The organism is Caballeronia choica (genome assembly GCF_001544535.1).
Lineage (GTDB): Bacteria > Pseudomonadota > Gammaproteobacteria > Burkholderiales > Burkholderiaceae > Caballeronia > Caballeronia choica.
Window position 1 is genome coordinate 168296 of the sequence record NZ_FCON02000002.1, and the last position, 12415, is coordinate 180710.

The following is a 12415-nucleotide window of genomic DNA, read 5'->3' on the forward strand; positions in this document are numbered from 1 at the left end:
CCATGCACGAGCGTGGCTTCGTTCTGGTGAGCACCCGCTCGCCGGACGTCCAGCGCATGTACTTTCAGTGTTCGCCAACCGAGAAGACCGACAACTGGTCGGACGAAAAGATTTGGGCCGAGTTTCGCGCCCGACTCGAGACGTCCGATGGATGGGTACCGAAGGAAGGTCCGATTTTCAGCAAGACGGTGATCGGCATGCGCAGTCTTGTCGTCGAGCCGATGCGCTATGGCCGCCTCTTTCTAGCTGGCGACGCGGCGCACGTGGTGCCGCCTACCGGCGCGAAAGGGCTTAACCTCGCTGCCAGCGACGCGCAGATTCTCGCGAAGGCGTTCGTCGCCTTCTACAAATCGAACCAAAGTGATCTGCTCGACCAGTATTCGGCGACCGCGCTGCGGCGCGTATGGAAAGCGACCCGCTTTTCATGGTGGATGACCTCGATGCTTCACACGTTTCCCGGCGCTGACGAGTTTCAGCACCGACTGCAATTGGCCGAACTGGACTATGTGACCGGCTCACGTGCCGGGGCAGCGGCCCTAGCCGAAAACTATGTCGGGCTTCCAATCGAGTGAATCGACCAGCAGCCATTCCTTTACTGTCGCCTGGCGCGCGGAAATAGTAAATGGTAGTTGTACCTTGGAAGCGGCCATTCACGTTGCTGCCGCCGCGGCTGACCCATGTAGCTCATGCTTGGCAAGGCGGTTGCTGCGCGCTTGTGTGGCGATGCGAAGTAGCAGGAGCGCGAACACCTCCGCGAGCAGCGTGGTCAGCGCCGCTGCAACATCGCGGGTCGCCTCTTCGGACAGGCGCGCCGGCGTTTTCAACGAGGGGCGTAGGTGTGCGCACCAACGCCGGCAGCGGTCGTCTCCACCTGCTTACGAACTGGGCAACAAGGCAGCTGAACTGGAGGGACCCATCCGTGCGACGCATCGTACGGATGAAGCTGGACAACTTCTCGAAACAATACCCGGGGTCGGGCATCTCACCGCTTCCGCGCTGCAGCCTAAATCGGTAACCCGCGAGCCTTTCGGGATGGCCCCGAAGTCGCCGCGTGGTTGGGTCTGGTCCCGCGTCAACTCTCCTCAGGTGGCAAGCCGCGCTTGCTGGCCTGCGCCGAAACAGTTCCTCGGGCCGAAAGAGGCAGTGGGCCGTCTGCAACGATCACTGCGCTACAATCGCCCCATCTAACTGTGCCTGGCGTAACGGTCACGGCATCGTCGCCGGTCAGCAGTCAGTTCGCCGACGCGCAGCCGAATCAGGCGGCGCTGCCTTTTTCGACGAACGACTAGAGCCGTCGGTCAGAAAAAGGAATATATGCGATGGCTAATCAGGTGATTTTCAGCGGCGCGCCGTCGCAGGCCTGCAACCTTCCAGCGCTCCTGAAGGGGGGCGTTGTCATGGCAATGATTGGCGGTATACATGCCTGCACGTCGAACTCTTTCCCGCTTCAGTGGAATGTGCTGCTTGCACAAGCCGGCGCGGTTTTGATCGGTGTCGGTTTGCCGTTCCTCAAGACCGCGTTCACCCGAATCGTCATCGATACCGCACGAATTACCTGGACGCAGGGCATTCTGCATCGCCGTGTGTCGACTCTCGAGCTTTCCCGGATTCAGCGCATCACCTCGATCCACCCATGGTGGCAACGCCTATTCGGCGCCGGCTCGATCATCCTGACGACCAACGATGTAGCTCATCCCGTGAGGCGTTTGCCGGCCATCAGGAACGCGGATCAGCTCTGCAAGACGCTTGACGAGGCGGTAGCCATGCATCAGGAACGGCTTATTCCCGCATCCACGAATGATCCGAACGCACCGGGTTACTCTCAGGTGCACAGTATTTGAACGGGCGACATCAGTTCGCACATGCCAGATATTTGCTGACAGTTCAATGCAAGCCAGTCTCGACCTGTCGGGACCGGATGCAGTCGGCCATCTACGGTCATTCGCCCGCGCGTGAATGCAGACGTTCGAGCGTCACCTACACTCCTACACTCAAACAACGACCATTCGCGTCGGGGCCGATCCCGCTGCTAACACTCGCACCTTTCCATCCGACTCGCTGGCCTATTTCGAAACTGACGCAAGGGTGACTTCCGCTGGATCGCAGTAACGCACACGTGCTTTTTCTCCAGACTGCGCACCAGCGAGCCGGTGATAGCTCGCTCGATCACCGCTTTCCTCGCTAGCAAGCCGATTCTCCGGATCACAGGCCAGGGGCATGGTGCGAGTGATTTGGCCCATTAGAAGTATGTCGATCGTCGGCAGCAACCCCCGTACGGTCAAAAGGCGTCAGCTGTCCGAGCGCAGCAGCCGCATTGACATCGAGAAGCGCTCAGCCGGGTGGACGCTGATCGTCACCTCGAACGTGTCACCTGCAGCGTCGAGATACCGGCGTACGATTTCGAGCGCTGCCGTCCCCGTCTCCACGCGCAGCCGCCGAGCCATCTCGTCCGAAACGATGATCGCCTGAACGCCCTGCTGGATCTCCGCAATCCGGCGGCCATGGCTTGCCTCGATCAACGAACTGATCAGCGTGCCCGGTTGCGAGCGTGCCGTCTCCGCGACGTCGGTGTACGCCGAATCGATATACACGTCGGTCCAGCCAACCGGCGGACTTTCCCGGTCTCCATCGACGCGAAGGCTCGATATGCGCAGCCAGCGCGTGCCATCGGTGCATCGCAAGGCCTTCGCGAGCTTGCCCGTCGCCACGACTTCCGCCGTCGATTGGACGAGACGCAGGTGCTGCGAGCCGAATTGCACCAGATCGTCCAGCGATGCCAGCGAAGGCCTGAAGTCGTTTCGCGGCTGCGCCGACTCGACGCGCGTTCCCGCGTTCTTACGCCGCGAGACGAGCCCCAGTTGCTGCAACTCGTGCAATGCCGCGCGAACCGTATGCCGGCTCGTCTGATAGTGGTCACGCAGTTCCAGCTCGGTCGGCAAATACGATCCCACCGGATAACGGCCGGACGCGATGCTCTCGGTCAGTTCGCGAGCGATCTCGGCGAAGTGCGGTCTGTTCATTTTTTGTGGCGAAGCAGTCAATTTGCATGGCTAGGGTAAATCATAGCTTGTCTATCATGTCCGGACATATTAATTTACGTATGTCCGGACATATTCACTTATCCGAAGCTGATTCCGGCCCCTATCCAGTCCGCATTTCCGCACATTCAAGAGGTCGTCATGACGAGTCGCACTATCCCCATGGCCAGCACAGTGGTCGATTCAATCCTGTTCCGCGATGCCTTCGGCACCGCGAAAATGCGCGAACTGTTTTCGGATTACGCCCTCGTGCAGCGATACATCGACGTCGAAGTCGCGCTGGCGAAGGCTGAAGCGCGCGTCGGCGTGATTCCGGCCGACGCTGCGGACGTCATCGCACGTGAATCGACGATCGACCGGATCGATTTCGATCACATGCGCGAGGAAACCGACATCGTTGGTTATCCGATCCTGCCGCTCGTGCATCAACTCGTCGGTATGTGCGGCGACGCAGGCCGCTATGTCCATTGGGGCGCAACGACGCAGGACATCATGGACACGGCGGTCTCGCTGCAGGTGCGCGATGCGCTCGACGTGATCGACGGCGACATCCGCGAACTTCGCGCGATTCTGGTCGACCTGTCGAAGAAGCATCGCGACACACCCATGGCCGGCCGCACGCACTTGCAACAAGCGCTTCCCGTCACGTTCGGCTACAAGGTCGCGATCTGGCTGGCGATGTTTGACCGCCACCAGCAACGACTCGCGGAACTGCGCCCGCGCGTGGCCGTCGTCGAATTCGCGGGTGCCGCGGGCACGCTGGCATCGCTCGGCGACAAGGGCTTTGAAGTGCAAAAGGCGATGGCCGACGAACTGAAACTCGGCGTGCCCGCCACCACGTGGCACGTGGCACGCGATGGTTTCGCCGAAGCGGTGAACCTGCTCGCGCTGGTGACCGGCTCGCTCGGCAAGATTGCACTCGACATCATGATCATGGCATCGACGGAATTCGCCGAAGTCTACGAGCCGTTCGTCAAGGGACGTGGAGCGAGCAGCACGATGCCGCAAAAGCGCAATCCGATCTCCAGCGAACTGATGCTCGCCGCGGCCAAAGCGGTACGTCAGCACGCTGGCCTGATGGTCGACGCGATGATCCAGGATTTCGAGCGCGCCACCGGCCCGTGGCACGCGGAATGGATCGCGATTCCGGAGAGCTTCATCCTGTCGGCAGGCGCCTTGCATCAGGCGAAGTTCGCGCTCGGGGGGCTGATCGTCGACACCGAGCGCATGAAACACAACCTCGGCATCACCAAGGGGCTGATCGTGGCCGAGGCCGTGATGATGGGCCTGGCGCCGTTCACTGGCCGCCAGCAGGCGCACGACATCGTGTACGACGCCTGCCGCACCGTAAACGAAAAGGGCGGCACGCTCGCCGAAGCGCTGGCGGCGCTGCCGGAAGTCACCACCCACTTCAAGCGCGACGCGATCGACCGCATGACCGATCCCGCGAACTATCTCGGCCTCGCGCCGCAGATGGTTGATCGCGCGGTTGAATTGTCCAGCGGTATCTGAGCGAAAGGCGTGGAGGAGCACACAGCATGAACAACGATATTGCATCAAACGAAGGATCGAACATTCCGCCGCCCAAAAGGCTGCCGTGGTACCGCAAACTGGGCATGCAGGTTCTGGTAGGACTGGTTCTCGGCATTGCCGTCGGTCTGATCTTCCCCAAGTTTGGCGGACAGCTCAAAGTGCTGGGCGACATCTTCCTGTCGCTCATCAAGGCCGGTGTCGCGCCGCTGGTGTTCCTCACCATCGTGCATGGCATCGCATCGGCCGGCGACATCAAAAGTGCGGGCCGGGTCGGTTGGCGCTCCATCGTCTATTTCGAGGTGGTATCGACCATTGCCTTGATGGTCGGCCTGCTGGCCGGCAACCTGCTGCAAATCGGCAAGGGGATGACGGCCGTCGCTGTCGGATCGGCACCACCGGCGGTAGGGAAGATGGCGCCGCATGGCTTTGTCGACTTCATCATGCATATCGTGCCCGACAACTTCATCGGCGCGTTCGTGAAGGGAGAACTGCTTCAGGTGGTCGTGCTTGCGGTGATGGTCGGCATCGGCATCCTCGCGATTCCGGAAGGTCGCCGTGTCAGGATCAACGAAGGGCTCGACCTGGTGTCGGAAGTACTGTTCTCGTTCATCAACCTGGTGATGAAGCTGGCGCCGCTCGGTACTTTCGGCGCGGTCGCTTACTCGGTCGGCAGCAACGGAACCGCCGTGCTGATCGCGCTCGCTCAGCTCGTCCTCAGCTTCTATGCGGTCGTGGTGGTGTTCATCGTCGTGGTGATGGGGATCATCGCGAAGCTTGCCGGCTTCAGCCTGTGGCGCTTCCTGCGCTACATCAAGGACGAGATCCTCATCGTGCTCGGTACGGCTTCATCCGAGAGTGCACTGCCGCGCCTCTTGATCAAACTCGAACGGCTCGGCTGCGCCAAGCAGACGGTCGGACTTGTACTGCCCACGGGGTATGCGTTCAATCTGGACGGAACGTCGCTCTTCATGTCGATGGGCGTGCTGTTCATTGCTCACGCGTACGGCGTACCGATTACGCTGGAGCATCAGATCGGCTTGCTGTTACTGATGCTGCTGACATCCAAAGGCGCGGCCACGGTTTCGGGTGGATCGTTCGTCGTGTTCGCCGCGACGGTGGCATCGACCGGCATCCTGCCTGTGGAAGGTGTGGCGATCATCTTCGGTGTGTACCGCTTCATGTCGATGGCGATCGCAACCTGCAACACGATCGGCAACAGCCTCGCGACGGTCGTGATTGCAAAGTGGTCGCGTACCTTTGATGCGCAAGTCGCCGAGCGGCATCTCTATCCGGAGCGTTATCCGGCCACCGCACGGGCCGACGAGAGTCTCGCCGACGGTAACTTATTGCCCGAGGACATGAACGACGCAAATGCGCACCCCGCTGGAATTCCTTTGAAAAGCGTTGGCAACACGCCGTGATTCGATTGACGGACCGCCAGCATGCGCTGGCGGCATTCGGATAGCAACAGGCCGCATTTTCCCGTTGAGTCACGGCCGAAGTTATCAATCCGTGAGCGCCGGGTGCGCAGATGACTGAGCGTCCGGAAAAAGCGGGACTGGGACGATACTCGTTCGGTCAATCTCACGAGAGGCGCTCGGCTAATCGTTGATCGCCACTGGAGCGTGCAGCGGGGCGCGTCGTGCCAAGTCTTACGGTGGCGCCAACGATTTACTTTAAGTTCTTGAGAACTCGTGTCGCCATCGCGGCCGATCGAACCAAATCGCATCACATCTGGCACCATCGTGTCCGTTAGGGAGTTTCACCATGACAGCAGGAACTCGAATTGAGCAGGATGCATTTGGCCCTGTCGAAATTCCATCGGATCGATACTGGGGAGCACAGACTCAGCGCGCACTTGGCATCTTTGATATAGGCGAAGAGCGCTTTCCTGCGGTATTGGTGCGCACGTTCGGTCTGCATAAGTTTGCTGCGGCACGCGCCAACTTAAAGTCCGGTGCGCTCGCCCCGGCGCTTGCCTCGGCGATCGAGACGGCCGCTCTTGAACTGCATAAAGGGCTATGGGATGAGCATTTCCCGCTCACGATATGGCAGACAGGGTCGGGTACGCAGACCAATATGAACGCGAACGAGGTCATTGCGAACCGGGCGAACGAGCTACTCGGACAGCCGCTTGGGACCAAGACGCCAGTCCATCCCAACGATCACGTCAACGCGTCGCAATCGTCGAACGACAGCTTCCCGACAGTGATGCACGTAGCGGCCGCGACCGAGATGATGGGACGTTTGCGACCCGCGCTAGAAGAACTTCGGTCGGCACTCGCCCAGCGTAGCCATATGTTTGCCGAGGTAGTGAAAATCGCCCGTACGCACCTGATGGACGCGGTGCCAATGACCATGGGCCAAACGTTCGCGACGTTCGAGTACCAGATCGCCAATGCGCTTGCGCGCATCGACGATACGTTGCCGCGACTCTTGATCCTCCCTCAGGGCGGCACGGCAGCCGGCACGGGATTGAACGCGCCCCGTGGTTTTGACGCCCTCTTTTGTGCCACGCTCGCGGAGGCGACCGGGCTGGCGTTTGCCCCTAGTCCGCACAAATTCGAAGGGATGGCAGCACACGACGCTTTGGTGGAGGTCTCGGGAGCGTTGAACACAATTGCTACCTCACTACTGAAGATCGCAAACGACATACGCTTTCTTGGTTCCGGTCCCCGTTGCGGGCTTGGCGAATTGTTGATTCCTGACGACGGGCTGACCTCCTCGATCATGCCCGGCAAGCGCAATCCGACGATTGCGGAAGTTCTTGTGCAGGCGTGTTTTCAGGTAATCGGTAATCACCAGACGATCACCCTCGCGGGAGCATCCGGCAACTTCGAACTGAATGTCGCAAAGCCGGTGTTGATCTACAGTCTGCTGCAGTCGCTGCGTGTTCTGGCTGACTCTTCCCGCGTATTTTCACGGCGACTGGTTTGCGGGATTGAAGTTGACCGTGAACGTCTTGCCACCAACGTGGACCAGGCACTGCTCGCGGTGACGGCCCTAAATCCAATACTCGGATATGACCGAGTTGCGCAGATCACGGCAACCGCTTTGCAGGACCGGATCACACCGCGTGCGGCAGCAATCGCGCTCGGCTTTCTTAATGGCGACGAGTACGATCGGCTGGTCGACCCAGCGGTGCTCGCTCGGGGCACTGCATCACGTTGACAACGATCAATGCAAGACCGGCAGCGGCAAAGGACGCTTCGAACATGCCGTACATGTCGCCGATCCACCGTCTACGTCGTCGAGTAGACGCCGATCAAAGAGGTCGGAAGTGAGACGATTGGTGAGCGTCGATTGCTTGCCAGGGCTGACGATATCCTCGTGCGCCGTCCAGGCGTCTATTCGATCGCGACCACCCGAACGCCATCTTCCGCGGCTTCGACGAATCACCGCTCGATCGAGAGGAACCTTCGGCAAGCAAGTCCCATGGTGGTAATCCTTGCATCAACTTTGATCTTGACGACGCTCGGTGCAATCCAGATCGCGTATCGAGCGAGACCTTCTGCTTGCCAATTTTGAACGTCATGCTCCAAGCGTATTGATTTTCTGTGCTTCCGACTCGAGGCAATACCCTCTGGCGATTGTCGACCACCAAGTTCGAGCGGATGTTGCAAGATCCGGCAAAGCACTGTCTGCCCGTCTTAGCTGGTCAACGAGTACGCATGGCCGATGTGATTGCCGAGTTGATGGACCGAGAGCCTATGCGCATCGTTCGAAGCACGTTTTCCATCCTCACGTTTGATGCCGACGGTCGCCTCGATCCAGGCCGATTCGAAGATCAGCAAAGTGCTCTCGTGGAGTCGCTCGTGGCACCGGTCATAGCCGGGTCCCACTTTACCCGCAGCCCGACTGTCGTCAATGCGAGTGCTCGATTCGACGCGCAAGGAGGCCACTGGGTTCCGTCCCGCGCGTTGTCGCGCATCATCGAGGAGACTGCGTTGGGCCAGCGACCGTGCCCACGTCTATAGGCGCTGACTTCAAGGCTGCTTCACGGCATTGATCCCTACCGCGGCAGAATGGCCGAATGCGGACCCTTGGACAAAGACTATGTTCGTACTGACGCTGACGGGAGCGCGATTCGCGCTTGGCTGGCACGCCGATGTGAGTGTTCATCAATGGCACCGCGCCGAAAGCGCAGTTATCCATGTCTTGTGCCGTCGCTCATCAAGGCCGTTGAACGCCGTCAACAGCGAGGGAGCAGGCGGGCCGTGTCTTCAAGTCAAGAAGCGAAGTAGCCGGCCGCCGATTCAGGCCACGGGCAATCGATTTGCCTGACGAGTGGCTTGGCCTTGCCAAAGCAACAACACTGCACCAGCCAGCGTAAGCGCCGCACAGCCCACGGCCATGAGCCAGAAGGAGTTCCAAAGCAGCGGGGCCAGCACGCCGGCTATCAGGGCCATGCCTGTGTATTGCAAAAGCATCTGGCAGGATGCGGCTAAACCCGCGTTCTCAGGAAATGGTTGCAGCGCATGGCCTATGAGCAGCGGCATGGACAGGGCCACCATAAAGGCATAAGCACCCAACGGCACCAGGTGAATCAGCCCGGGAGCCACCAGCAGGGCCAATGCCACATTAAGAAGATTGACAACCAGAAAGCCCAGGTAGGCCAGGCGCACAGTGCGCTGCGTGCCCCATCGCTGAAGCAGGAGTGGCAGACAGATCAGGCCCGCAATCAGCCCCAGCACCATTGGCACATATGCCACGTAGACCTCGGTCGCAGGGCGCCCCAAAAGATGAATTACATACTGTGGAGCGGCTGCGACATATAGGAACATCGCCATCCAGTTGCAGGCATGGGCCACGGTCAGGCGCATAAACCAGGCCGACCCCAGCACAATGCGGTAGGTGCGCCACAGAGTGTTGGCGCGGATAGGCTGACGGCGGATAGGCGGCAGAGTTTCCGGCAGCAGCCGACTGTAGACCATCAACATCAGCACCGCCGCCAGCGAAAGGAAGGCAAACACTGCGCGCCACCCCCACACGAACGTCAGCCATCCGCCTAGCATGGGTACCAAGGTGGGGCCCAAGCACTGAATCATGCTCGTACGCGCAATCATTTTTTGTGCGTCGGCGCCTGAATACAGGTCGCGAATGATGGCACGGCACAGAATCGTTCCTATGCCGGCTGCCAGGCCTTGCACGGTTCGCAGCACCCAGAGTTCCTCAATGCGCGTCACTTTTAAACACAGTAAAGAAGACAGCAGCAGCACCACCAACACGAAACGCAGAGGCCTTCGCCTTCCGTAGGCGTCTGAAATGACGCCATGCCACAGGCACATAAAGGCATTGGCTATAAAAAAGAGCGACACCGTTTGCTGCACGGAGGTAGCCGATATGTGCAGGTCCTGCTGAATCGCCGTGAGGGTAGGCAACAGGATGTCAGACCACAGGGATACCAGAATGCCCAGAACCCCAAGCAAAGGCAGTGCTTGCGCGGGGCTCAGGGGTGGCCTTCTGTCGGATTTGGATTGCATGAGTGATGGGGGTAATGGGGGAGTGACGACGTCCTTCAGATGCGCATAACGCGCAGCCAGACATCGTTCATTCATTGGACCCCGTGCCGATGATGGCTGCCAAGCCTGTACTCAGCCAATCAGGTGCGCTCGAAGACGGCCGCGATTCGCTGGCCGCCTCCAATGCACATCGTGACCAGCGCATACCGACGCTGGGCGCGACGCAACTCGTGCACGGCCTTGACGGTAATTAGCGCGCCCGTGGCCCCCGATCGGATGACTCATTGAGTTGCCGGAGCCATCGGGCGTGACGAGGGCCATGGCGCGCCGGGTCAGGCAACGCGTTGGCATTCCGCTGGCTGCATCAGGAAATCGCCGAAGCGCTCTCGCAACTGATTCTTCAAAATCTTCCCTGTTGCACCCAGCGGGATTTCGTCGACGAAGACCACATCATCGGGCGTCCACCACTTCGCGATCTTGCCTTCATAAAAAGCGAGTAGTTCTTCCCGCGTCAAATCCGCTTGCTGTTTCCTGACGACGATCAGCAACGGACGCTCGTCCCACTTCGCGTGCTTCGCGGCAATGCACGCGGCCTGAGAGACTGCCGGGTGCGCCATCGCGATATTCTCAAGGTCGATTGAGCCGATCCATTCGCCACCCGACTTGATGACGTCTTTGCTGCGATCGGTGATTTGCATGAAGCCATCGGCATCGATGGTCGCAACGTCGCCGGTCGGAAACCACTCTTGCCCCTCGTGATCGATCTGCAGTGGACTGTCCCCCTCGCTCCTGAAGTAGTCGCGCACCACCGAATGCCCACGCACCAGCAGATCACCAGAAGTCGCGCCGTCCCAGGGCAACTCCATGCCGTCCGCGCCGACGATCTTCATGTCGACGCCATACACTGCGCGGCCCTGTTTGGATTGCACGGCATAACGCTTTTCCTGGGGCATCTCGACATGCCTCGCCTTCATGGTGCAGATGGTTCCCATAGGGCTCAGTTCAGTCATTCCCCAGACGTGCAATACCGCGACGCCGTAGGTTTCCTGGAACTTGCGCAACATGGCCGGGGTACAGGCCGCGCCACCAATGATGGTGCGTCTCATGCTCGAGAATGACTGGCCGGTTTCCTCAACATGACTCAGCAGGCCTTGCCAGACAGTCGGAACGCCAGCGGAGAGCGTAACCTGCTCGGCTTCGAGCAGTTCATACAGCGACTTGCCGTCCAGAGCCGGCCCCGGGAATACAAGTTTGGCCCCGACCATGCACGCGATGTACGGAAGTCCCCAGGCATTGACATGAAACATCGGCACGACCGGCAGGATCACTTCGCGCGCCGAACAGTTCAGCGCATCAGGCAGCGCCGCCGCATAGGTGTGCAGCATCGACGAGCGATGGCTGTACAGCACTCCCTTCGGGTTGCCCGTCGTGCCCGAGGTGTAGCAGAGCGTACTGGCGGCGTCCTCGTCGAGAACCGGCCAGGCGTAAACAGACGAACTCTGCTCGATCAGATCTTCATAGCACAGCAGGTTGTCAATGCCGGCATCTGTCGGCATGTGGGCCTGATCGGTCATGGCGATGAACGCCTTGACCGTGTTGCAGCGGCCGGCGACGGCCTTGATCAGCGGCAGGAAGGTCAGGTCGAAAAAGACGTACTGGTCTTCGGCGTGATTCGCGATGTAAGCGACCTGGTCTTCATGCAGGCGAGGGTTGATGGTATGCAGAATGGCACCCATGCCGGAAACGCCGTAGTACAACTCCAGGTGACGGTAGCCATTCCATGCCAGCGTGCCGATCCGGTCGGAGGGCTTGACACCGAGGCTGGTCAGCGCGTTGGCCATCTGGCGCGCGCGACGGTGGCAGTCACGGAAAGTGTAGCGATGGATATCGCCCTCCACCCGCCGGGACACGATCTGCGTATCGCCATGATGGCGGTCGGCATGCACAATGAGTGAGGAGATCAACAACTTCTTTTGCATCATCAAGCCATTCATGGCGTCGTTCCGTTCGTAATGTCTGTGATTGGGGAGCGGGCAGATGGCCGTACCCCTCTGTCCGGTTCCGCTTCAAGGACGCGAACCGAGACCCCGTGTTTCCCCTCTCTCAGGCTTTTGCGATCAGATAACGGCTCTGGCGGCGGGAGAGATCGCGATGCGACACGGGCTGCGTGCTCGGTGCACACAGCCGTCTTCTCGCTGCCTGTGATCTGCGATGACCCAGCGTGGTGCTGGAGTGCTGATATGCCGGACCGCCTGGTGCGTCTTGCGGCCGACGCACTGAGTGTCGCGAGGACCCCGGGGGATATCGGGAGTCCCCATGGATTTCAGATCAGTTGAATGCCGTGAGATCTTTCGGCTTGATGTCATGCTGCTCGCAATAGGC

The 12415-nt window shown here is 60.0% G+C and carries 9 protein-coding genes and 2 pseudogenes; 6 read left to right on the forward strand and 5 right to left on the reverse strand.

The annotated features are described in order from the left end of the window. Positions 1-5 precede the first annotated feature (5 nt). The 3 genes and pseudogenes from AWB68_RS01825 to AWB68_RS01835 form a co-directional block, all read left to right on the forward strand. Positions 6-572: pseudogene (locus AWB68_RS01825) on the forward strand (FAD-dependent monooxygenase); the annotation flags it as partial. A gap of 435 nt (positions 573-1007) precedes the next feature. Next, positions 1008-1289, forward strand: a complete 282-nt coding sequence (locus AWB68_RS51300; protein ID WP_125482850.1) for a transposase — start codon at positions 1008-1010, stop codon at positions 1287-1289. Between the two features lie 30 nt (positions 1290-1319). Beyond that, positions 1320-1841, forward strand: a complete 522-nt coding sequence (locus AWB68_RS01835; protein WP_087642650.1) for a PH domain-containing protein — start codon at positions 1320-1322, stop codon at positions 1839-1841. Positions 1842-2288: 447 nt separating this feature from the next. Here AWB68_RS01835 and AWB68_RS01840 read toward each other — a convergent pair whose 3' ends face one another. Beyond that, positions 2289-3020: a GntR family transcriptional regulator gene (locus AWB68_RS01840; RefSeq protein ID WP_087642651.1), complete on the reverse strand. Its 732-nt coding sequence runs from the start codon at positions 3018-3020 to the stop codon at positions 2289-2291. A gap of 159 nt (positions 3021-3179) precedes the next feature. Between AWB68_RS01840 and AWB68_RS01845 the strand changes: the two genes are divergently transcribed. The 3 genes from AWB68_RS01845 (at position 3180) to AWB68_RS01855 (ending at position 7742) form a co-directional block, all read left to right on the forward strand. After that, positions 3180-4550 (forward strand): class-II fumarase/aspartase family protein, encoded by a 1371-nt coding sequence (locus AWB68_RS01845; protein WP_087642652.1) that lies wholly within the window; start codon positions 3180-3182, stop codon positions 4548-4550. Positions 4551-4576: 26 nt separating this feature from the next. Further along, positions 4577-5992 (forward strand): cation:dicarboxylate symporter family transporter, encoded by a 1416-nt coding sequence (locus AWB68_RS01850; RefSeq protein ID WP_087642653.1) that lies wholly within the window; start codon positions 4577-4579, stop codon positions 5990-5992. 346 nt (positions 5993-6338) lie between these two features. Continuing rightward, positions 6339-7742: a class II fumarate hydratase gene (locus tag AWB68_RS01855; RefSeq protein WP_087642654.1), complete on the forward strand. Its 1404-nt coding sequence runs from the start codon at positions 6339-6341 to the stop codon at positions 7740-7742. Between the two features lie 479 nt (positions 7743-8221). Here the strand turns inward: AWB68_RS01855 and AWB68_RS48080 are convergent, their stop codons facing one another. The 4 genes and pseudogenes from AWB68_RS48080 to AWB68_RS01875 all read right to left on the reverse strand — a co-directional run bounded on the left by AWB68_RS48080 (position 8222) and on the right by AWB68_RS01875 (position 12027). Then, positions 8222-8365 (reverse strand): hypothetical protein, encoded by a 144-nt coding sequence (locus tag AWB68_RS48080; RefSeq protein ID WP_160109946.1) that lies wholly within the window; start codon positions 8363-8365, stop codon positions 8222-8224. Positions 8366-8827: 462 nt separating this feature from the next. Further along, positions 8828-10129, reverse strand: coding sequence for a multidrug effflux MFS transporter (locus AWB68_RS01865; RefSeq protein ID WP_087642656.1), 1302 nt, complete (start codon positions 10127-10129; stop codon positions 8828-8830). 44 nt (positions 10130-10173) lie between these two features. Then, positions 10174-10345 (reverse strand): annotated as a pseudogene (locus tag AWB68_RS01870) (acetyl-CoA C-acyltransferase); the annotation flags it as partial. Between the two features lie 20 nt (positions 10346-10365). Then, on the reverse strand, positions 10366-12027 hold the full coding sequence (locus AWB68_RS01875; protein ID WP_087642657.1) for a 3-(methylthio)propionyl-CoA ligase: 1662 nt from the start codon (positions 12025-12027) through the stop codon (positions 10366-10368). Positions 12028-12415 lie beyond the last annotated feature (388 nt).